16 protein-coding genes are annotated in these 21,590 nt (G+C 67.8%); 2 read left to right on the top strand and 14 right to left on the bottom strand.

Features of this window, described 5'->3' with window-relative positions:
• Positions 1–30 precede the first annotated feature (30 nt).
• The 10 genes from tpiA to coaE form a co-directional block, all read right to left on the bottom strand.
• Positions 31–831, bottom strand: a complete 801-nt coding sequence (gene tpiA / locus QZ258_RS03355) for a triose-phosphate isomerase (RefSeq protein WP_294179002.1) — start codon at positions 829–831, stop codon at positions 31–33.
• Positions 816–2,036 (bottom strand): phosphoglycerate kinase, encoded by a 1,221-nt coding sequence (locus tag QZ258_RS03350; RefSeq protein WP_294179000.1) that lies wholly within the window; start codon positions 2,034–2,036, stop codon positions 816–818. The genes tpiA and QZ258_RS03350 overlap by 16 nt, the downstream gene beginning before the upstream one ends.
• Before the next feature lie 19 nt (positions 2,037–2,055).
• The gene (gene gap / locus QZ258_RS03345) at positions 2,056–3,063 is read right to left on the bottom strand and encodes a type I glyceraldehyde-3-phosphate dehydrogenase (protein WP_294178997.1); all 1,008 of its coding nucleotides are present in this window, start codon (positions 3,061–3,063) and stop codon (positions 2,056–2,058) included.
• 104 nt (positions 3,064–3,167) lie between these two features.
• A complete protein-coding gene (locus tag QZ258_RS03340; protein ID WP_294178995.1) occupies positions 3,168–3,794 on the bottom strand; it encodes a superoxide dismutase in 627 nt (208 codons plus the stop codon).
• A 121-nt stretch (positions 3,795–3,915) separates the two neighbouring features.
• Positions 3,916–4,893: a DNA-binding protein WhiA gene (whiA, locus tag QZ258_RS03335; RefSeq protein WP_294178993.1), complete on the bottom strand. Its 978-nt coding sequence runs from the start codon at positions 4,891–4,893 to the stop codon at positions 3,916–3,918.
• A 17-nt stretch (positions 4,894–4,910) separates the two neighbouring features.
• A complete protein-coding gene (gene rapZ, locus QZ258_RS03330; RefSeq protein WP_294178991.1) occupies positions 4,911–5,786 on the bottom strand; it encodes an RNase adapter RapZ in 876 nt (291 codons plus the stop codon).
• On the bottom strand, positions 5,783–7,693 hold the full coding sequence (gene uvrC / locus QZ258_RS03325; RefSeq protein WP_294178989.1) for an excinuclease ABC subunit UvrC: 1,911 nt from the start codon (positions 7,691–7,693) through the stop codon (positions 5,783–5,785). The genes rapZ and uvrC overlap by 4 nt, the downstream gene beginning before the upstream one ends.
• Positions 7,693–10,599, bottom strand: coding sequence for an excinuclease ABC subunit UvrA (gene uvrA / locus QZ258_RS03320; protein WP_294178987.1), 2,907 nt, complete (start codon positions 10,597–10,599; stop codon positions 7,693–7,695). Before uvrA ends, uvrC begins: the two co-directional genes overlap by 1 nt.
• 93 nt (positions 10,600–10,692) lie before the next feature.
• Positions 10,693–12,759, bottom strand: coding sequence for an excinuclease ABC subunit UvrB (gene uvrB / locus QZ258_RS03315; RefSeq protein ID WP_294178985.1), 2,067 nt, complete (start codon positions 12,757–12,759; stop codon positions 10,693–10,695).
• Positions 12,760–12,768: 9 nt separating this feature from the next.
• Positions 12,769–13,392 (bottom strand): dephospho-CoA kinase, encoded by a 624-nt coding sequence (gene coaE, locus QZ258_RS03310; protein WP_294178984.1) that lies wholly within the window; start codon positions 13,390–13,392, stop codon positions 12,769–12,771.
• A 54-nt stretch (positions 13,393–13,446) separates the two neighbouring features.
• Here coaE and QZ258_RS03305 point away from each other — a divergent pair, with 54 nt between their 5' ends.
• A complete protein-coding gene (locus tag QZ258_RS03305) occupies positions 13,447–14,091 on the top strand; it encodes a DUF4126 domain-containing protein (RefSeq protein WP_294178982.1) in 645 nt (214 codons plus the stop codon).
• Positions 14,092–14,181: 90 nt separating this feature from the next.
• On the opposite strand, the gene rpsA is transcribed toward QZ258_RS03305, so the two are convergent.
• The 4 genes from rpsA to polA form a co-directional block, all read right to left on the bottom strand.
• Complete coding sequence (gene rpsA / locus QZ258_RS03300; RefSeq protein WP_294178979.1) at positions 14,182–15,663, bottom strand: 30S ribosomal protein S1; 1,482 nt, start codon at positions 15,661–15,663, stop codon at positions 14,182–14,184.
• A 105-nt stretch (positions 15,664–15,768) separates the two neighbouring features.
• Positions 15,769–16,740 (bottom strand): epimerase, encoded by a 972-nt coding sequence (locus QZ258_RS03295; protein WP_294178977.1) that lies wholly within the window; start codon positions 16,738–16,740, stop codon positions 15,769–15,771.
• On the bottom strand, positions 16,737–18,425 hold the full coding sequence (locus tag QZ258_RS03290) for a DUF885 domain-containing protein (protein WP_294178975.1): 1,689 nt from the start codon (positions 18,423–18,425) through the stop codon (positions 16,737–16,739). Before QZ258_RS03290 ends, QZ258_RS03295 begins: the two co-directional genes overlap by 4 nt.
• Positions 18,426–18,456: 31 nt before the next feature.
• Complete coding sequence (gene polA, locus QZ258_RS03285) at positions 18,457–21,117, bottom strand: DNA polymerase I (RefSeq protein ID WP_294178973.1); 2,661 nt, start codon at positions 21,115–21,117, stop codon at positions 18,457–18,459.
• Positions 21,118–21,164: 47 nt separating this feature from the next.
• Here polA and QZ258_RS03280 point away from each other — a divergent pair, with 47 nt between their 5' ends.
• Positions 21,165–21,590: a hotdog fold thioesterase gene (locus QZ258_RS03280; protein ID WP_294178972.1), complete on the top strand. Its 426-nt coding sequence runs from the start codon at positions 21,165–21,167 to the stop codon at positions 21,588–21,590.

Raw genomic sequence — 21,590 nt, 5'->3', positions numbered from 1 at the left:
ACTCGGCCGGGGGTCAGTATATCGGCTGGTCTACAGGCCGACGTGCTTCTGGAAGCGCACGATGCTCGCGAACTCCTCGAGCTGAAGGCTCGCCCCGCCGACGAGAGCGCCGTCCACGTCGGCCTCGCGCATGAAGCCAGCGATGTTTCCCGACTTGACGGAGCCGCCGTAGAGGATGCGCGTCGCCTGCGCGACCTCGTCTCCCAGCTCTTCAGCGAGCGCGACCCGCAAGGCGGCGCACACTTGCTGGGCCTGGTCACTGGTCGCGGCCTGGCCGGAGCCGATCGCCCAGACGGGCTCGTAGGCGATGACGATCTCCTTGCCCTTCGCGGCGCCGGCGAGAGCCGCGCGCATCTGGGCCACGGGAACGGCGCTCGGTCCGTGCTGCTCCAGGTCTTCGGCGGTCTCGCCCACGCACAGGATCGGAACGAGCCCGTGACGGTGCGCCGCGGCGACCTTCTCGGCGAGTTGTTCGTCGGTCTCGCCGTGGTACTGGCGGCGCTCGGAGTGTCCGACGATCACGTACTCGGCATCGAGGGCCGCGAGGAACGCACCGGAGATCTCGCCGGTGTACGCACCGTTGTCGAACCGCGACAGGTCCTGGCCGCCGAACTTGATCGGCAGGTCGTCGGCACCGATCAGGGTCTGCACCGAACGCAGGTCGGTGAACGGCGGGAACACCGCCACCTCGACCGCGCCGAAGTCGTGGCCCGCATCCTTGAGCGTCCAGGCGAGCTTCTGGACGAACGCGATCGACTGCAGGTGATCGAGGTTCATCTTCCAGTTGCCCGCGATGAGCGGGGTACGGCTAGCCATCAGTGCTGCTCCCATCCGAGAACTTCCAGGCCCGGGAGCTGCTTGCCCTCCAGGAATTCAAGACTTGCGCCTCCGCCGGTCGACACGTGACCGAACTGCTCGTCACGGAACCCGAGTTGGCGGATGGCGGCCGCGGAGTCTCCCCCGCCGACGACGCTCAGTCCGTCGACCGCGGTCAACGACTCGCCGACCGCGCGGGTGCCGGCCGCGAACGGCGCCAACTCGAACACGCCCATCGGGCCGTTCCAGAAGACCGTCTTCGAGCCCGCGATGATCTCCGCGAACTTCGCAGCGGTCTCCGGGCCGATGTCCAGGCCCAATCCGCTCGCGCCGAAGGGCGTGTCCTCGATCCCGTCGGCGGGAGCCACGACGTGCTCCGCGTCGGCGCCGAACGTCGAGGCGACCACGACATCCGTCGGAAGGACGATCTCCACACCGCGCTTCTCGGCTTCGGCGAGGTAGCCGCGCACGGTCTCGATCTGATCGGCTTCCAGCAGGCTCGAGCCGACCTTGTGGCCAAGCGCTGCGAGGAAGGTGAACAGCATGCCGCCGCCGATCAGCAGCGTGTCCACGCGCGGCAGGAGGTGACCGATGACACCGAGCTTGTCGGACACCTTGGAGCCGCCCAGAACGACCGCGTAGGGCCGCTCCGGCTTGCTCGTGAGGCGCTCCAGCACATCCAGCTCGGCCGCGATCAGCGTTCCCGCGGCACTCGGAAGCTGCTCGGCGAGCTCGAACACGCTCGCCTGCTTGCGGTGCACGACTCCGAAACCGTCTTCGACGACGACATCGCCGAGCGCCGCGAGCTTGGCCGCGAACTCCGCGCGCTCCGCCGCGTCCTTGCTCGTCTCCCCCGCGTGGAAGCGGAGGTTCTCCAGCAGAACGACGCCGGGCTCGCTGAGGCTCGAGATCGCCTCGACCGCACCCGGCCCGAAGGTGTCGCCCGAGAAGACCACGGGGCAACCCAACAACTCGCTCATGCGCTGCGCGACGGGCGCCAGGCTGTACGCGGGATTCGGTTCGCCGTCCGGCCGTCCGAGGTGCGACATCGCGACGACCGTCGCACCGGAGTGCAGCAGCGCGTTGATGGTCGGCAACGACGCGCGGATGCGCCCGTCGTCGCCGATCACACCGTCTGTGAGAGGAACGTTGAGGTCGCAGCGAAGCAGAACGACCTTGCCGGAGAGCTCACCGAGGCTCTCGATGGTGCGGAGCGCCATGGTGTCGTGTCCTTGTGTCTTAGAGACGCGCGGCGACGAACTCGGTGACGTCGACGAGTCGGTTCGAGTAGCCCCACTCGTTGTCGTACCACGACGCGACCTTGACCTGGTCGCCGATCACCTTGGTGAGGCCGGCGTCGAAGATCGAGGAGTGCGGGTCGCCGACGATGTCGCTGGAGACGATCTCGTCCTCGGTGTACTTGAGGATGCCCTTGAGCGGACCCTCGGCGGCCGCCTTGTACGCGGCGTTGATCTCCTCGACCGTGACCGACTTCGTCGCCGTGAGCGTGAGGTCGGTGATCGATCCGGTGATCACTGGGACGCGCAGCGCGTAGCCGTCGAGCTTGCCGACGAGCTCCGGGATGACCAGGCCGAGCGCCTTCGCGGCACCGGTCGAGGTCGGGATGATGTTCGCGGCCGCGGCGCGCGCACGGCGGAGGTCGCCGTGGGGGCCGTCCTGAAGGTTCTGGTCGGCCGTGTAGGCGTGCACCGTGGTCATCAGGCCGCGCTCGATGCCGAAGTTGTCCATGAACACCTTGGCGAGCGGCGCGAGGCAGTTCGTCGTGCAGGACGCGTTCGAGATGATCGTGTGCACGGCGGGGTCGTAGCTGTCCTCGTTGACGCCGAGCACGAGCGTGGCGACGTCGTCGCCCGAGGCCGGGGCCGACACGATGACCTTCTTGGCGCCGGCGGCAACGTGCTTCGCGGCATCCGACGACTTGGTGAAGCGGCCGGTCGACTCGATCACGATGTCGACGCCGAGCTCGCCCCAGGGCAGGTTCGCGGGGTCACGCTCTTCGAAGACCTTGATGGCCTTGCCGTTCACGATGATCTGCGTCTCGTCGTACTCCACCGTGGCGTCCAGACGGCCGGTGATGGTGTCGTACTTGAGGAGGTGGGCAAGCGACTTGTTGTCGGTGAGGTCGTTGACGGCGACGATCTCGATGTCGCTGCCCTTGGCGAGGGCGGCGCGGAAGAAGTTGCGGCCGATGCGGCCGAATCCGTTGATACCGATCTTGACGGACACTGGGTCTCCTAGCTGCAGCGCGCGCACGCGCATCCGGTTTTGTGGTGGTTGTGGTGGGGTAAATCGGGTGCGTGCGGGGGGCCGGAACTCCCCGCACGGGACCTCTACGACAGTAGCAGGAGCCCGTCGCCGGTCTTGCGCGCGCTTTCGAAGCGTGCGCCCGCGTCGGCCCAGTTGGCGATGTTCCAGAAGGCCTTCACGTAGTCCGCCTTGACGTTGACGTAGTCGAGGTAGAAGGCGTGCTCCCACATATCGAGCTGGAGGATCGGAATGACGCCGAGCGGGGTGTTGCCCTGCTGGTCGAAGAGCTGGTGGATCAGGAGGCGCGAGCCCACCGGATCCCAGGCGAGGACGGCCCAACCGGAGCCCTGCAGGCTCATCGCCGCGGCCGTGAAGTGCGCGACGAACTTGTCGAACGAGCCGAAGAACTCGTCGATCGCTGCCGCCAGCTCACCGGTCGGCTTGTCGCCGCCGTTCGGCGACAGGTTCTTCCAGAAGATGGAGTGGTTGATGTGGCCGCCGAGGTGGAAGGCGAGGTCCTTTTCGAGCTTCGGGATCGAACCGAAGTTGCCCGAGTCGCGGGCCTCGGCGAGCTGCTCGAGCGCCGTGTTCGCGCCGGCCACATACGCGGCGTGGTGCTTGTCGTGGTGAAGCTCCATGATGCGCGCGCTGATGTGCGGCTCCAGGGCTGCGTAGTCGTAGGGAAGTTCGGGAAGCGTGTACACGGCCATCGGTTGTCTCTCCTCGCGTTCGGTCTCCGGGGGCGCAGATTCCGCGCCCGAGTGACGATTCCAGTCTAGGGTTGCGCGCCGGTGGGCGCAGGTCAGCGCCGCAACGTTCGGCGCCGGTGGCTCAGTCGGCGAGCTCGGCCGGGACGCCAAATTCGGTGCCCGGGATGCCCCGGTCGCTCGCCGACTTATCGGCCATCGCCAAGAGGCGTCGGATGCGTCCAGCGACGGCGTCCTTCGTCATCGGCGGATCGGCGTGGTGGCCGAGCTCGTCGAGGCTCGCGTCGCGGTGGTTCAGTCGCAGTTCGCCCGCGTAGCGCAGGTGCTCCGGCACGTCGTCGCCGAGGATCTCGAGCGCGCGCTCCACGCGGGCGCAGGCGGCGACGGCTGCCTGGGCGGAGCGGCGCAGGTTGGCGTCGTCGAAGTTGACGAGCCGGTTGGCGGTCGCCCGCACTTCGCGTCGCTGTCGCAGCGCCTCCCAGTCCCCCAGCGTCTTCTCGGCGCCGATCGCGCGCAGCATTTCGGCGATCGCTTCGGTCTCGCGCACGATGACGCGGTGCACGCCGCGCACCTCGCGCGCCTTGGCGGAGATCCCGAGTCGGCCCGCGGCACCGACGAGCGCCATGGCCGACTCGTTGCCCGGGCACGAGATCTCGAGGGCGGCCGACCGCCCCGGGTCGGACAGCGAACCTGCCGCGAGGAACGCACCACGCCAGATCGCCGCGAGTTCTTCGCGCGAGCCGGTGGTGAGCCGGTTGGGGAGGCCGCGCACGGGACGACGACGCGCGTCGAGAAGGCCGGTCTGGCGGGCGAGCGTGTCGCCGCCCTCCATGACGCGGACGAGATAGCTGTTGGATCGCCGCGCGTTGCTGCCGGAGATCACCGAGACGTCGCTGCGGATCCCGTAGAGCTCGGCGAGATCTTTGCGGATGCGTCGCGCGATCTGCGGGGAGTCGACTTCGGCCTCGACCGCGATGCGGTTGGAGATGATGTGCAGGCCGCCGGCAAAGCGCAGCAGTGCCGTCAGCTCGGCGGCTCGAACGGTCGTCTTGCCGAGTTCGACGGCCGTGAGTTCTTCTTTCACGTCGGAGGTCAGTGCCACCGGATGCCCTTCGTCTTCTATTCGCGACCGAGGTCGCGGTGCTTCACGCTGACCGCAACGCCGGGCAGGGCGTTCATGCGTCGAGCGAGTTCTTCAGCGACGGCCACCGAGCGGTGCTTTCCACCGGTACAGCCGATGGCGATCGTCGCGTGTCTTTTGTTCTCCTTACGGTACCCCGTGAGCACGGGGCCCAACGCCGTCAGATATGCCGAGATGAATGTATCCGCATCGGGCTGGCCGAGGACGTAGTTTCGCACCTCGGCGTCTTGGCCGGTGTGCGGACGCAACTCCGGGATCCAGAACGGGTTCGGCAGGAAGCGGCAGTCGGCCACCAGGTCGGCGTCGGGCGGGAGCCCGTACTTGTAGCCGAAGCTCATGATGGTCACGCGCGTCTCTTTGCTGGCGGCGTCGCCGAAGTGATCGTTGACCACGCGAGACAGCTCGTGGATGTTGAGGTCCGAGGTGTCGATGATCAGGTCGCTCGCCGCGCGCAGCGCCTGCACTCGGCGACGCTCTTCGGCGATCCCGTCGAGGAGCGTCCCCTGCCCTTGGAGCGGATGCGGACGGCGAACCTGCTCGAAGCGGCGCACGAGCACCGCGTCGGTGGCATCGAGGAAGACGACACGGACCGCCGCCGAGCCGCGCAGGAGCTCCAGCGCCGCTTCGACGTCGGCGAAGAGCTTGCCGCCGCGAATGTCGACGACCGCCGCCACCCGGGGAATCGCCTCCCCGGTGTGCTCGGCGAGCTCGACGAGCGGGCGCAGCATCTGCGGCGGCAGGTTGTCTACGACGTACCAGCCGAGGTCTTCCAGTGCGTTGCCGACCGTGGACCTGCCCGCGCCGGACATGCCGGTGACGAGAAGGATCTCGCGCTCGGCTCGGGTATCGGTCATGCGCTGGGCTGCTTTCCCTCGGGTGGGTTCAGCCTAGCGACGATCGACGCGGCCAGGGCGGGTCCGATTCCGCGGACCTCGGCGACCTCGTCGGCGCTGGCGCCGCGCAGCCGGGAGACGGAGCCGAAGTGCGCGAGCAGCTCCTTCACCCGCGCCGGGCCGAGTCCGGGGATGTCGGTGAGCGTCGACGACACGCTGGCTTTCCGCTTCTGGCGCTGGAACGTGATGGCGAATCGGTGCGCCTCGTCCCGGAGTCGCTGCACCAGGAACAGCGCCTCGCTGTTGCGCGGCAGGATCACCGGGAAGTCGCTCCCGGGCTGCCAGAGCTCTTCGAGGCGCTTGGCGATGCCGACCACCGGGATGTCATCGATTCCGAGTTCGTCGAGCACGCGCGCGACCGCCGCGACCTGCGGCTGTCCGCCGTCGACCAGCAGGAGTCCGGGACGGTAGGCGAATCGGCGTCGCGGCGACTCCCCCTCGGTCTCGACGCCGGAGGGGTCATCGTCGAGCCGGGCCAGTCGGCGGCGCATCACCTGGGCGAGTGCGGCGGTGTCGTCCGCGTACTCGGCGATCGAGAACTTGCGGTAGTCGCTCTTTTTGGGCAGTCCGTCCTCGAACACCACCATGGACGCGACGATCCCGGTGCCACCCAGGTGCGACACGTCGTAGCACTCGATCCGCAGCGGAGCCTCGGCGAGCCCGAGCGCCTCCGCCAGCTCGTTGAGCGCGGTGGTGCGGGCCACGTAGTCGGCGCTGCGGCGCGACTTGTACAGCGCGAGCGCCTGGCGCGCGTTGAGGGTCGCTGTCTCGAGCACGGCGGCCCGATCGCCGCGCTGCGCCGTGCGCACCGACACGCGGCCTTTCGCACGCCGGCCGGTGAGCCAGGTCTCCAGGGCGGGCGCGTCGACGGGGAGCGCGGGCACCACGACCTCCTTGGGCGGCTCGTCGCGGTCGTAGGCGCGCTCGAGCACCGACTCGACGAGCTCATCGAGCGGCACGTCGAGCTCCTTGTCGACGACCCACGAGCGCACGCCGCGCACGCGCCCACCCCGGATCATGAACTGCTGCACGGCGGCGGCGAGTTCATCGTGGTCGATGCCGAACACGTCCGCGTCGGGCGCTCCCGGCAGCACGACGGCGCTCTTTTCGAGAACGTTCTGGAGTGCGTGGATGCGGTCGCGCAGCACCGCGGCGTGCTCGAAGTCGAGTTCCGCCGAGGCGGCCGCCATCTGCTTCTCCAGCTCGGCGATGAACCGTCGATCGTGGCTGGACATGAACGCGATGAACTGGTCGACGATCTTCCGGTGCTCGGCCACCGTCACGCGCTGCGAGCACGGTCCCCCGCAGCGGCCGATCTGGCCGGGAAAACACGAGCGACCGGTCTGCATGGCTCGCTTGTAGCTCGCATCCGAACAGGTCCGAATCGGGAAGGCCCGCACCATCTCGTCGATCGTCTCGCGCACCGCCCACACCTTCGGGTACGGACCGAAGTACTTGGCGCCGGGGATCCGATCGTTGCGGGTGACCATGACGCGCGGTGCCTCGTCGGCGAGCGTGATCGCCATCAGCGGGTAGGTCTTGTCGTCGCGGAACTTGATGTTGAACGGCGGCGCATACTCCTTGATCCAGCTGTACTCGAGCTGGAGCGCCTCGACGTCGCTTCCGACGCTGGTCCATTCGACGCTCGCGGCCGAGAGCACCATGTGCCGGGTGCGCTCGTGAAGGCTCTTGAGCGGTTGAAAGTAGTTGGCGAGGCGGGCGCGGAGGTTGATCGCCTTACCGACATAGAGCACGCGTCCCGTGCCGTCCCGAAAACGGTAGACGCCGGGGCCGGTGGGGATCTCGCTCGGCTTGGGTCGCCAGGCGAGGGTGTCGGCGCGCGGCGGTCGCGAAACCGGGGCGGCCATCAGCCGGCCTTCCGGCCACCCGCCCCGCGTTCGGCCTCGAAGAGCTCGCGCAGGAAGAGTCCGGTGTGGCTCTCGTCGACGGTGGCGAGGTGTTCGGGCGTCCCGACGGCGAGCACGCCGCCGCCGCCCGCGCCGCCCTCGGGTCCCAGGTCGATCAGCCAATCGGCGCTCTTGATCACGTCCAGATTGTGTTCGATCACGATGACCGTGTTGCCCTTGTCGACGAGCCCGTCGAGCACGAGCAAGAGCTTGCGCACATCTTCGAAGTGCAACCCGGTCGTCGGCTCGTCGAGCACGTAGACGCTGCGCCCGTTGGACCGCTTCTGCAGCTCGGTCGCGAGCTTGACGCGCTGCGCCTCGCCGCCGGAGAGCGTCGTGGCGCTCTGGCCGAGTCGCACGTAGCCGAGCCCGACGTCGACGAGTGTCTTCAGATAGCGGTGGATGGCGGTGATCGGCTCGAAGAACTCGGCCGCTTCGCTGATCGGCATCTCGAGCACTTCGGCGATGTTCTTGCCCTTGTAGTGCACCTGCAGGGTGTCGCGGTTGTACCGTGCGCCCTCGCAGACCTCGCACGCCACATAGACGTCGGGGAGGAAGTTCATCTCGATCTTGATGGTGCCGTCGCCGGAGCAGTTCTCGCAGCGCCCGCCCTTGACGTTGAAACTGAATCGGCCCTGTTGATAGCCGCGGGCCTTCGCCTCGATCGTCTCGGCGAACAGCGCGCGGATGCGGTCGAAGACGCCCGTGTAGGTGGCCGGGTTCGAGCGCGGCGTGCGCCCGATCGGCGCCTGGTCGACGTGCACGACCTTGTCGAGTTGGTCGAGCCCGAGCACACGCTTGTGCTTGCCGGGCACCTGCTTGGCGCCGTTCAACTGGTTCGCGAGCACCTTGTAGAGGATGTCGTTGACCAGGCTCGACTTGCCGGAGCCCGAGACGCCGGTCACGGCGACGAAGACGCCGAGCGGGAACTCGACCGTCACATCCTTGAGATTGTTGGCGCGTGCGCCTTCGACCGTGATGACGCGTGCCGGGTCGATCGTGCGACGCTCGACGGGCACCGCGATCGACCGGCGGCCGGCGACGTAGTCGCCCGTGATCGAGCGACGGTTGGCGAGCAGCTCGTCGTAGCCGCCGGAGTGCACCACCTCGCCGCCGTGCTCCCCCGCGCCCGGACCGATGTCGACGATCCAGTCGGCGGTACGGATCGTGTCTTCGTCGTGCTCGACGACGATCAGCGTGTTGCCGAGGTTCTTGAGTTTGACGAGGGTGTCGATCAGTCGTCGGTTGTCGCGCTGGTGCAGGCCGATGCTCGGTTCGTCGAGCACGTAGAGCACGCCGGTGAGCCCGGATCCGATCTGGGTCGCGAGCCGGATGCGCTGCGCCTCACCGCCGGAGAGGCTGCCGGCCGCGCGGGCCATCGTCAGATAGCCGAGACCGACCTCGAGCAGGAACTCCAGGCGCACGCGGATCTCGCGCAGCACCTGGGCGGCGATGCGCGCCTCCCGCTCGGTGAGCGAGAGCTCGGCCATGAACTCGTACGACTCCTGAAGGCTCAACTCGGCGACGTCGGAGATGCTGCTGCCGGCCACCTGCACCGCAAGGATCTCGGGCTTCAGCCGCTTGCCGTCGCAGACCGGGCACGGGATCTCGCGCAGGTACTCCCCGTAGCGCTGCTGTGACCAGTCGGACTCGGCCTCGTGGTACTTGCGTTCGATGTAGGGCATGACGCCTTCGAAACCGGTCGAATACTTCATGGTGCGGCCGAAGCGGTTGCGCCACTGCACCGAGACTTCGAAGTCGTTGCCGCGCAGGATCGCGGTTTGCACCTCCTCGCTCAACTCGCCCCAGGGCGTGTCCAGCGAGAAGTCGAGATCGCGGGCCAGGCCCTCCAGGAGGCGTTGGAAGTAGCTGTAGAGGCCCTTTCCGCCCTGGTTCCACGGCAGGATGACGCCCTCGTTGAGCGTCAGCTCGGGGTCGCCGATGAGCAGTTCGGAGTCGACGCTCATCTTGGTGCCGAGGCCCGAGCATTCGGGGCAGGCGCCGAAGGGCGCGTTGAAGGAGAAGGTGCGCGGTTCGATCTCGGTCAGCTGGATCGGGTGCTGATTGGGGCAGGAGAGCTTCTCGCTGAAGGTGCGAATGCCTCCCGCGCCTTCGACGTCGACGAAATCGATCATCACGATCCCGTCGGTCAGCCGGAGTGCCGTCTCGAGCGAATCGGTCAGCCGCGTCAGCAGCTCATCGGAGGCGACGAGCCGGTCGACGACGACCGAGATGTCGTGCTTGTACGACTTCTTGAGCGTCGGCGGTTCAGTGAGCTGGACCATGTCGCCGTCGACGACGGCGCGCGAGTACCCGCTCGCCGCCAGTTCGGCGAACAGGTCGACGAATTCGCCCTTCTTCTGGCTGACCACCGGCGCGAGCACCTGGTAGCGCGTGCCGGTTTCGAGCTCCATCAGCTGGTCGGCGATCTGCTGCACCGTCTGCCGCTGGATGCGCTCCCCGCACTCGGGACAGTGCGGAATGCCGATGCGCGCCCAGAGCAGGCGCATGTAGTCGTAGATCTCGGTGATGGTGCCGACGGTGGACCGCGGGTTGCGGTTGGTCGACTTCTGGTCGATCGAGACGGCCGGGCTCAAGCCTTCGATGAAGTCGACGTCGGGCCGATCGACCTGGCCGAGGAACTGCCGGGCATACGAGGAGAGCGACTCGACGTAGCGGCGCTGCCCCTCGGCGAAGATGGTGTCGAAGGCGAGGCTGGACTTGCCGGAACCGGAGAGCCCCGTGAAGACCACGAGGGAATCGCGCGGAATCTCCAGGTCGACGTTCTTCAGATTGTGGACTCGCGCACCTCGAACGCTCAGAACGGAGTTCTGGGAGGCTTTTGCGGGCACGGCAGAAATCGACACCCCGCGAGTCTACGGAGCGCTGCCGTCATTGCGCTCGTCGTGGGCGCACGCCCACGGCGAAACCGCCTTGTCGTCGGCACCGAGCGGGGGCGCTCATCGCACGTGCCCCGCCGCCTCCATCTGCCGCAGCTCCTTCTTGAGGTCGCCGAGTTCGTCGCGCAGCCGCGCGGCGAGCTCGAACTTCAGCTCGGCGGCGGCCTGCAGCATCTGGTCGTTGAGATCGGAGATGATCGACTCGAGCTCGGCGGCGCCGGCGGCGCCCACGCCTTCGCGGCGCAGGTTCGGGGTGGGGGAACGCTTCTTTCCGCCGCGCTCGGCGAGCAGCTTCGCCGTGTCGGCGCCCTCGCGCGCGAGCACCGCGGTGATGTCGGCAATCTTCTTCCGCAGCGGCTGCGGGTCGATCCCGTGCTCAAGGTTGTAGGCGACCTGCTTCTCGCGACGCCGGTCGGTTTCCTCGAGCGCCCGCTTCATCGAATCGGTCAGGTTGTCGGCGTACATGTGCACCTGCCCGCCCACGTTGCGCGCCGCGCGCCCGATGGTCTGGATGAGCGAGGTCGAGGAGCGCAGGAATCCCTCCTTGTCGGCGTCGAGAATCGCGACGAGCGAGACCTCCGGCAGGTCGAGCCCCTCACGCAGGAGGTTGATGCCGACGAGCACGTCGTAAACGCCCGCTCGAAGCTCGGTCAGCAGCTCGACGCGACGCAGCGTATCGACGTCGGAGTGCAGGTAGCGCACGCGGACACCGTGCTCGTCGAGGAAGGCGGTGAGTTCTTCGGCCATCTTCTTGGTCAAGGTCGTGACGAGCACGCGCTCGTCGCGCTCGGCCCGCACCTGGATCTCTTCCAGCAGATCGTCGATCTGGCCGGCGCTCGGCTTGACCACGATCTCGGGATCGACCAGACCGGTGGGTCGAATGATCTGCTCGACGACGCCGTCGGCCACGCCCAGCTCATACCGGCCGGGCGTCGCGGAGAGGTAGACCTTCTGCCCGACGCGCTCGAGGAACTCCTCCCAGCGCAGCGGCCGGTTGTCGAGGGCGCTCGGCAGTCGGAAGCCGTGGTCGACGAGGGTGCGCTTGCGGCTCGCGTCTCCCTCATACATCGCGCCGATCTGCGGCACGGTCTGGTGCGACTCATCGATCACGACGAGAAAGTCGTCGGGGAAGTAGTCGAGCAACGTGTTCGGCGGCTGGCCCGGCTGCCGGCCGTCGATGTGGCGCGAGTAGTTCTCGATGCCGTTGCAGAAGCCGATCTGCTCCATCATCTCGAGGTCGAAGCTCGTGCGCATGCGGATGCGCTGCGCCTCGAGCAGCTTCCCCTGCTTTTCGAACTCGTCGAGACGCTCGGCGAGTTCCTCGCGGATCGTTCCGATGGCGCGTTGCATCGCCTCGGTGCTCGCCGCGTAGTGGGTCGCTGGGAAGACGGAGACCGCATCCATCTTCTGCAGCACCTCGCCGGTCAGCGGGTGCAGGGCGTAGAGCGCCTCGATCTCATCGCCGAACATCTCGATGCGCACGGCATGCTCTTCGTAGACGGGAATGATCTCGATCGTGTCGCCGCGCACGCGGAACTTGCCGCGGCTGAAGTCGATGTCGTTGCGCTCGTACTGCATGTTGATGAAACGGCGCACCAGGCGATCACGCGAGATGTGTTCTCCAACCTGTAGCGCCGTCATCGCGCCCAGGTACTCTTCGGCGGCGCCGAGCCCGTAGATGCACGACACCGTCGAGACGACGACGACATCGCGACGGCTCAGCAGCGAGTTCGTCGTCGAGTGCCGCAGTCGCTCGACCTCGGCGTTGATCGACGAGTCCTTTTCGATGAAGGTGTCGGACTGCGGAACGTAGGCCTCGGGCTGGTAGTAGTCGTAGTAGCTGACGAAGTATTCGACCGCGTTGTTCGGCATGAGTTCGCGGAACTCGTTCGCGAGCTGCGCCGCGAGCGTCTTGTTGTGCGCGAGCACGAGCGTGGGGCGCTGGACTTGCTCGATGAGCCAGGCCGTCGTCGCCGACTTGCCGGTTCCGGTGGCGCCGAGCAGCACGATATCGCTCTCGCCCGCCGTCACCCGGTGCGCGAGTTCGGCGATCGCGGCCGGCTGATCGCCGCTCGGCTGATACTCGCTGACGACCTCGAACGGTCGAACAGCACGCGTGGGCTCCATGGCTCCAGCCTAGGCGCGACCACCGTCAGACTGCCGGGCTCGCAGCGAGCTCCACAGCGCCTCGGCCTGCGCGCGGGTGTCGGCGAGTGTGCCGTTGGCGTCGATCACGACGTCGGCGATCGCAAGCCGCTCGGCGTCACTGGCCTGCGAGTTGATCCGGTGCCGCGCCTCCTCCCGGGTCATGCCGCGCAGTTCGACCAGCCGCTGAATCCGGGTGTCGCTGTCGGCGTGCACGACCACGACGAGGTCGAACTCCCCGAGCCGCGCACCGCTCTCGGCCAGGAGCGGGACGTCGTAGACGACGATCGCGTTCGCATCCTGGGCTGCGGCCTCGGCGAAACGCGCCTGCGAGAGCGCGCCGACGGCCGGATGCGTGATCTCGTTCAGGGCGAGGCGCTTCTCGGGATCGCGGAACACGAGGGAGGCGAGGGCCGCCCGATCGAGAGTTCCATCCGCCGCGATGACGCCCGCGCCGAACACCTCGGCGATGCGCTCGAGCGCCGGCTCCCCCGGTGCGACGACGTCACGCGCCAGCTGGTCCGCGTCGACCACGACGGCGCCGAGCTCGCCGAGCCGGCTCGCGACGGACGACTTGCCGGAGGCGATCCCCCCGGTGACGGCGACGAGCAGCATCCCGTCATGCTAGTGGCGATCGCCCGGAGTGCGGGCGGGTGCTAGCCTCACCGCATGCTGGAGTTCCTGACCGGAACGGGTCTCGCGGCGGCCGCCGGCCTCAACGCGTACATCCCGATGCTCGTGCTCGGCCTCTCGAGTCGGCTGTTCGACGTCGTCAACCTGCCGGCCGGGTGGGCATGGCTGGAGAACGAGTGGGTGCTCGGAATTCTCGCGGTGCTGCTGCTGCTCGAGATCGTGGCCGACAAGATTCCGGCGGTCGACACCATCAACGACTGGATCCAGACGGTGGTGCGTCCCGCGTCGGGCGGAATCGTGTTCGGCTCCGGCACCGCCGCCGAGACGGCCACGGTGACGGATCCGGCGGCGTTCTTCGCCAGCAACCAGTGGGTTCCGATCGTCATCGGGATCGTCCTGGCCCTGACCGTCCACGCGGGCAAGATGGCGGCGCGGCCGATCGCCAACGCGGCGACCGCCGGGGTCGCGGCGCCCGTCCTCAGCACGGTCGAAGACCTGTCGGCGCTGGTTCTCAGCGCCCTGGCGATCGTGCTGCCCGTGCTTGTCATCGCCGGACTCGCGAGCCTCATCGTCGGCTTCGTGCTGCTGCGGCGCCGCATGCGCCGCCGCGCTGCTGCCCGGCGCACCGCGCGGGACGGTGGAACGATTCCCCCGATCCCGCACCGCGGCGGCACCGCGTAGGCAAACTCGCCGCGGTCGGGGTGGCGCGCCTGGCCGGAAACGACCAGCGGGTCGGCTGCCCGAAGGCAGCCGACCCGCTGAGAAGCTGACTTAGTTGCTGCTCGACAGCTTCTCGCGAAGCGCGGCGAGCGACTCGTCGTCGGCGAGGGTTCCCGCCGAGCTCGACTCGCTCGAGAACCCGCCCGATGCCGAACCCGAGGACGCCGCACGCGGCGCGCTCTCGGCAGCCGCATCCGCGGCCTCGGCGGCGATGATCTGCGCCTTGTGGGCCTCCCAGCGGGTCTGGGCGGCCGCGTACTCGGCCTCCCACGCCTCGCGCTGGGTGTCGAAGCCCTCGAGCCACTCGCCGCTCGTCGCGTCGAAGCCCTCGGGGAACTTGTAGTTGCCCTGCTCGTCGTACTCGGTGACCATGCCGTAGAGCGCGGCGAGGCCGGAGTCGAACTCCGAGCTGTTCGGGTCGATGCCCTCGTTGGCCTGCTTGAGGCTCAGCGAGATGCGGCGACGGTCGAGGTCGATGTCGATGACCTTGACGAAGACGTCCTCGCCGACCGACACGACCTGCTCGGCGAGCTCGACGTGCTTGCCGCTGAGCTCCGAGATGTGAACCAGGCCCTCGATGCCGTCCGCGACGCGCACGAAGGCGCCGAACGGAACGAGCTTGGTGACCTTACCCGGAGCGATCTGACCGATCGCGTGGGTCCGGGCGAACACCTGCCACGGGTCTTCCTGCGTCGCCTTGAGCGAGAGCGACACGCGCTCGCGGTCGAGGTCGACCTCGAGGATCTCGACGGTGACCTCCTGGCCCACCTCGACGACCTCGCTGGCGTGCTCGATGTGCTTCCACGAGAGCTCGGAGACGTGCACGAGGCCGTCCACGCCACCCAGGTCGACGAACGCACCGAAGTTGACGATCGAGGACACGACGCCCTTGCGGACCTGGCCCTTCTGGAGGTTGTTGAGGAAGGTCGAACGCGACTCGCTCTGCGTCTGCTCGAGCAGCGCGCGGCGGCTCAGGACGACGTTGTTGCGGTTCTTGTCGAGCTCGAGGATCTTCGCCTCGATCTCCTGGCCGAGGTACGGCGTGAGGTCGCGCACGCGGCGCAGCTCGATGAGCGAGGCCGGGAGGAAGCCGCGGAGGCCGATGTCGACGATGAGCCCACCCTTGACGACCTCGATGACCTGACCGGTCACGACGCCATCGGTGTCCTTGATCTTTTCGACGTCGCCCCACGCACGCTCGTACTGAGCACGCTTCTTGGAGAGGATCAGCCGGCCTTCCTTGTCCTCCTTCTGGAGAACGAGGGCCTCGACGCTGTCGCCGACGTTGACGACCTCGCTGGGGTCGACGTCGTGCTTGATCGAAAGTTCGCGAGAGGGGATGACACCCTCAGTCTTGTAGCCGACGTCGAGGAGAACCTCGTCACGGTCGATCTTGACGACGGTGCCTTCGATGAGGTCTCCGTCGTTGAAGAACTTCAGGGTCTTTTCGACCGCGGCCAGGAAGTCTTCAGCAGATCCGATGTCGTTGATGGCGACCTGCTTGGGGGCCGTGGCGGTCGTTGCGGTGGTCATGTAGTAGATGCTCCGAATGGGGACAAAATAGGGCCTGAGACGGGTGTTGCGGGTTGCGGTCGCCGCAGGCATGCGGACAGAACGTTGCGAAAGCAACACTCGAGTCTAGCGATTCTTGGCCCTCGAGTCCACGACCTGCCGCAGTGCGCCGTCGATTTCGGGGTATTCGAACGCGTACCCAGCCTCGAGCAGCCGCGTCGGGACCACCCACCGACTCTTCAGCACGAGCTCGGTCTCGGTGCGGATCACCCACGCGCCGGGTTCGAGCATCCAACGATGCATCGGCAGACCGACGGGCACGCGCAGCACCCGACGGAGCGCCGCCATGAAGGTCCGGTCGTCGACGGGATTCGGCGACGACAGGTTGATCGGCCCGTCGAGCTCCGGGTGAGTCTCGAGAAAGCGAATCACACGCACCACATCCGCGAGGTGCACCCAGGAGAAGCGCTGGCGACCGCCCGGCGTGCCAAAGCGGTGCTCGGTGCCGAACCGGCGTCGACGCGCGCTCGGAAGCCACGGAGCGTCGTAGTGGGCGCCGCCCAGACCGAGACGGACGAGTCGGATGAGCGGGGTCAGCACGCCACCGTCGCCCAGCACGATCGCGGTGCGCAACGCCACCCGGCGAGTTCCCGCGAGTGGTCGCTCGAAGAACGACGCCTCCCACGCTTTCGCGACCTCGACCGAGAACCCGGTCCCGAGCTCCCCCGCGCCCTCGTCCTGCGGGCGATCGTCGGCGTGCCGGTAGATCGTCGCGGTCGAGGAGTTGATCCACAGCGGCGGCGGCGCCATCGCGACACCGATCGCGTCCGCCAACGTGCGGGTCGTGTCGACGCGCGAGTCCACGATCTCGGCCCGGTTGCGCGCCGTGTAACGGCAATTGACGGTGCGACCAGCGAGATTGATCACGAGCGCGCACCCGTCGATTGCCGCTCGGATGCCCTCCGCATCCGACCAGCGAACATCGCTTCCGGACCCGCGCCCGATGGTGATGACGCGGTCGCCCGCGGCACGGAACTCGTCGGCCAGGTGCCGACCCATGAAGCCGGATGCTCCGGCGACGACGACGGTGCGAGTCACGCCAGCAGCGCCGACCGCAGGGTGTCGAGGCCGACACCGCCGAGGTCGAGCGCTTGCTTGTGGAAGTCCTTGAACGAGAAGTTCGCACCCGCCTGCTGCTGGGCCGCCGAACGGATCTCCTCCCAGATGCGCTGCCCCACCTTGTAGGAGGGCGCCTGTCCGGGCCAGCCGAGGTAGCGGTTCACCTCGAAGCGCACGAAGGCGTCGTTCATGTTGACGTTCTGGCGCATGAAGTCGAGCGCGTACTGGTGATCCCAGACGCCGGAGCCGTCGAGGCGCGGCTTGCCGAGGTGCACACCGATGTCGAGCACGACGCGAGCCGCGCGCATCCGCTGGCCGTCGAGCATGCCGAGGCGGTCGGCGGGGTCATCGAGGTAGCCGAGTTCCTCCATCAGACGCTCGGCATACAGCGCCCAGCCCTCGGCGTGACCGCTCGTGCCGGCGAGCTGGCGCCGCCAGGTGTTGAGCGTGCCGCGGTTGTAGGTCGCCTGCCCGATCTGCAGGTGGTGACCGGGGATCCCCTCGTGATAGACGGTGGTGAGTTCGCGCCAGGTGTCGAACTCGGTGACGCCCTCCGGAACGCTCCACCACATCCGGCCGGGGCGCGAGAAGTCGTCGCTCGGGCCGGTGTAGTAGATGCCGCCCTCCTGGGTCGGCGCGATCATGCACTCCAGTCGGCGGATCGCATCCGGGATCTCGAAGTGGGTCTTGGCGAGCTCGGCGACGGCACGGTCCGAGGTCTCCTGCATCCACTCCTGCAGCGCCTTCGTGCCGTGCAGCTTCCGCGACGGGTCGCCTTCGAGAACGGCGATCGCCTCCTCGACACTGGCTCCCGCCATGATCTCCCCCGCGGTGCGGGTCTGCTCCTCGATCATGCGCGCGAGTTCGGCGATGCCCCACTCGTAGGTCTCGTCGAGGTCGATCTCGGCGCCGAGGAACGAGCGGGAGTGGAGCGCGTACATGTCGCGCCCTACGCCGTCCTGCTCGCCGGCGACCGGGGCGAGCTCAGTCTCAAGGAACTCGGCGAGTTCGCCGTAGGCGGTGGCCGCCGTCGCGGCACCGGCGCGCAGCGACGCGTGCAGCGAGGCGGGCAACGGCGTCTCACCGTCCGCCGCGGCTCCCTCGGCAAACTCCCCGAAGAACCCGGACGGGTTGGCGTGCTTCCGCGCCTGCTGCGCCACCTCGGTGACCTGCCGCCGCGCGGGCACGACCCCGCGTGCGATGCCCTCGCGCAGGGTCTGGATGTAGCCGCCGACCGCGCCGGGCACGTTCGACATGCGCTCGGCGATGCGCGCCCAGTTCTCTTCCGTTGCCGTGGGCATGAGGTCGAAGGAGTCGCGGATGCCCTGCGCGGGAGAGGCGATGACGTTCAGATCGCGGTAGTGGAGCCCGAGTTCGGCGCTTTCGATGTCGAGGTTCAGTTGCGCGAGCAGATCGGTCTTGGTCACCTCGTCGACTGCGTCGACCGGCGCAGCCGCCGTCAGCCTCGCCGCCGCGACGCGCGCCGCCGCGATCCGCTCCTCGTGACCCGCCGGGGAGAGATCGCCGTACTCCCCGGTGCGGCCCTCGACGCCGATCCAGATCGCGTAGTCGGGGTCCAGATCAACGAGAGTGGTGACCCACTCCTCCGCGATCTCATCGATCGCGCTGGGCGTGCGGACAGGAGGAGTCGAAGCTTCCGTCATGGTGCCAGCGTAGTTCGCCGACGCCGGAAAGCTAGTGCGCCGCAGCGTCCCAGTTCGGCCCGGTGCCGAGCTGCACGTCGAGGGGAACCTTGAGCTCTGCCGCGGTCGACATCCGCTCGGTGACGATGCGCGTCATCGTCTCGAGCTCACCTTCGCCGACCTCGAAGACCAGCTCGTCGTGCACCTGGAGCAGCATGCGTGAGGCGAGCCCGTGTTCACGGATGTCGGCGTCGATGTGCAGCATCGCGCGCTTGATGATGTCGGCCGCGGAGCCCTGGATCGGCGAGTTGAGCGCCTGACGCTCCGCGTTGTCACGCAGCACCCGGTTCGACGAGGACAGCTCCGGGAATGGCCGACGACGTCCGAAGATCGTCGTCGTGTAGCCATCGACGCGGGCCTGCTCGACGACGCCGCGGAGGTAGTCGCGCACTCCCCCGAACCGGGCGAAGTAGTCGGTCATCAGCGCCTTCGCCTCGGACTGCTCGATGCGCAGCTGCTTGCTGAGTCCGAAGGCCGACAGCCCGTAGGCCAGACCGTACGACATCGCCTTCACCTTGGTGCGCATCGTCGGCGTCACCTCGGAGGGGTCAACGCCGAAGACGCGCGAGCCGACGAAACGGTGCAGGTCCTCCCCCGACTGGAAGGCCTCGATGAGTCCCTCGTCGTCGGAGAGGTGCGCCATGATCCGCATCTCAATCTGCGAGTAATCGGCGGTGAGCAGGGTCTCGAACCCGGCGCCGGACTGGAACGCGGCGCGCACCTCGCGACCCACCTCGGTCTTGATCGGGATGTTCTGCAGGTTGGGGTCGTTCGAGCTGATCCGCCCGGTCGCGGAGCCGGTCTGCTCGTAGGTGGTGTGGATGCGCTCGTCGTCGCCGATGCTCTTCTCGAGCGTCTCGACGATCTGGCGGATCTTCGTCGCGTCGCGGTGCTGGAGCACCAGCTCCAGGAATGGATGCGGGTGCTGGTCTTGCAGGTCGGCGAGGGCGGCCGCGTCGGTCGAGAATCCGGTCTTGGTGGCGCGGGTCTTCGGCATCCCGAGCTGCTCGAAGAGCACCTCCTGCAACTGTTTGGGCGAGCCGAGGTTGACCTCGCGGTCAATGGTCGCGAAGGCCGCGGTCTCCACCTCGGCAGCGCGCGCCGCCAGGCGCGAGTTCAAGCCGGCGAGCAGCTCGCGCGAGACGGTGATGCCTTGGCGTTCCATGCGCACGAGCACGGAGATCAGCGGGATTTCGATGTCGGTGAGCACGCCGAGTGAACCCTCGTCGAGTTGCTCGGTGTATTCGTCGACCAGTCGTCGCACGTACCACGCCTCCGTGGCGGGGCTGAGCGGCTCGGTCTCGGGAACGAGTTGGCGCGGATCGGGCTCGGGGAGCGTTTCGCCGAGCTGGGCGTAGACGAGACTCGCCAGGCTCTCGAACTTCGAGGAGGGCTTCAACAGCCACGCCGCCAGGCTGACGTCGAAGGCGATCCCGCCGAGCTCGAGCCCGGCCGCTGCCAGCGCCGTGACCTGCCCCTTGCCGTCGTACACGTACTTGGGTGCGTCGCTCGCGAGCCATGCTTCGAGAGCCACATAGTCCGGGCGACCGGGCGCCCACGGCACCCAAGCCGAGTCGGTGGCGCTCGCGATGCCGAAACCGGTGATCTCACCGTCGACGGCGGCGACGCGCAACCCGAGTGGCTCGGTGCCCTTCTTCGAGGCGTCGTCGAGCCACTTCGCGAGTTCTTCGTCCACCATCGTTCGGATCGCCGGCACCGCGGTGGCATCCGCCTCGGGGGCCGGCTCTCCGGAATCGGTGATGCCCTCCAGCTTGAAGACGCGATCGAGCAGCGTGCGGAACTGCAGTCGGCCGAAGATTTCGCGAATCGCGGCGGCATCCGGCTCTCCGCGCTTCAGCTCGGCGGGACCCATCGGCAACTCGATGTCGGGAAGCAGGCGGTTCAGCTTGCGGTTGCGCACCACGCGATCCATCTGGTCGCGCAGATTCTGTCCGACGACACCGGTGATCTCCTCGGCGTGCGCCATCACCTCATCGAGGGATCCGTACTTCTGAATCCACTTGACGGCGGTCTTCTCGCCGACCTTGTCGACACCGATCAGGTTGTCGCTGGTCTCGCCGACGAGGGCGGCGATGTCGGGGTATTGCTGCGGCTCGATGCCGTAGCGCTCGCGCACGGCCTCGGGGTCGTAGACCTTGAGCTCGGAGACGCCGCGGACGTTCGGGTAGAGCAGCGTGACCTCGTCGGTGACGAGCTGGATCGTGTCGCGGTCGCCCGAGACCACGAAGACCTTGAACCCATCGGCGCTCCCCCGCGCCGCGAGCGTGGCGAGGATGTCGTCGGCCTCGAAATCCTCCTTGCTCAGGGTCTGGATGCCCATCGCCGTGAGCGCCTCCTCCAGCAGGGGAATCTGACCCTTGAACTCCGGCGGGGTCTCGGCGCGCGTGCCCTTGTACTCCGGGTATTCGCGCGTGCGGAACGAGAACCGCGAGATGTCGAAGGCGACCGCGAGGTGGGTCGGTTTGTAGGCCTGCAGCAGGTTCAGCAGCATCGAGATGAAGCCGTGAATCGCATTCGTGTGCTGCCCGTCGCGGGTGACGAAGCTGTCCACCGGGAGCGCGTAGAACGCTCGGAAGGCCAACGAGTGGCCGTCAATGATCAGAAGGGTAGGCTTTTCGACGCTGTCCGGCACGGAGTCAGCCTAGTCGCGGCTCCCGACACCTCAAGGAACGGAAGTTCATGACGAAGCTCCCCGCCGATCTGGATCCCGAACTCATCGAACGGCTCACCGGCACCGGGGGCGGCGCGCTCGCGCAGAAGATGAACATCGACTTCCTGGAGCTCTCGGCGGAGTACTCGGTCGCGACCATGCCGGTGGAGGGCAACACCCAGGTGGTCGGACTGCTGCACGGCGGTGCGCACGTCGTGCTCGGCGAGTCGCTCGGCTCGATCTCGTCCGCGATCCACGCCGGCCCGGGTCGCTACGCGGTCGGCATCGAGATCAACGCCACGCACTCGCGGTCGGTCACCGAAGGCCTTGTCACCGGCACCTGCCGATCGCTCGTTCTCGGCCGGACGCTTTGCACCCACGAGATCGTGATGACCGACGAGCAGGGTCGCCGGCTCTCCACGGTGCGGATGACCAACTTCCTCCGCGACCGGTAG

It is taken from the genome of uncultured Schumannella sp. (assembly GCF_905479755.1).
In the GTDB taxonomy this organism is placed as follows: domain Bacteria; phylum Actinomycetota; class Actinomycetes; order Actinomycetales; family Microbacteriaceae; genus DCRR01.
The sequence above is the reverse complement of the archived record's forward strand: the minus strand, read 5'-3'. Positions and strand labels throughout refer to the sequence as shown.

Bases quoted from the DNA above. Each gene is read 5' to 3' on its own strand.
- tpiA (WP_294179002.1), bottom strand. From the start codon at position 831: ATGGGAGCAGCACTGATGGCTAGCCGTACCCCGCTCATCGCGGGCAAC.
- QZ258_RS03350 (WP_294179000.1), bottom strand. From the start codon at position 2,036: ATGGCGCTCCGCACCATCGAGAGCCTCGGTGAGCTCTCCGGCAAGGTC.
- QZ258_RS03340 (WP_294178995.1), bottom strand. From the start codon at position 3,794: ATGGCCGTGTACACGCTTCCCGAACTTCCCTACGACTACGCAGCCCTG.
- rapZ (WP_294178991.1), bottom strand. From the start codon at position 5,786: ATGACCGATACCCGAGCCGAGCGCGAGATCCTTCTCGTCACCGGCATG.
- uvrC (WP_294178989.1), bottom strand. From the start codon at position 7,693: ATGGCCGCCCCGGTTTCGCGACCGCCGCGCGCCGACACCCTCGCCTGG.
- uvrB (WP_294178985.1), bottom strand. From the start codon at position 12,759: ATGGAGCCCACGCGTGCTGTTCGACCGTTCGAGGTCGTCAGCGAGTAT.
- coaE (WP_294178984.1), bottom strand. From the start codon at position 13,392: ATGCTGCTCGTCGCCGTCACCGGGGGGATCGCCTCCGGCAAGTCGTCC.
- QZ258_RS03305 (WP_294178982.1), top strand. From the start codon at position 13,447: ATGCTGGAGTTCCTGACCGGAACGGGTCTCGCGGCGGCCGCCGGCCTC.
- rpsA (WP_294178979.1), bottom strand. From the start codon at position 15,663: ATGACCACCGCAACGACCGCCACGGCCCCCAAGCAGGTCGCCATCAAC.
- QZ258_RS03290 (WP_294178975.1), bottom strand. From the start codon at position 18,425: ATGACGGAAGCTTCGACTCCTCCTGTCCGCACGCCCAGCGCGATCGAT.
- QZ258_RS03280 (WP_294178972.1), top strand. From the start codon at position 21,165: ATGACGAAGCTCCCCGCCGATCTGGATCCCGAACTCATCGAACGGCTC.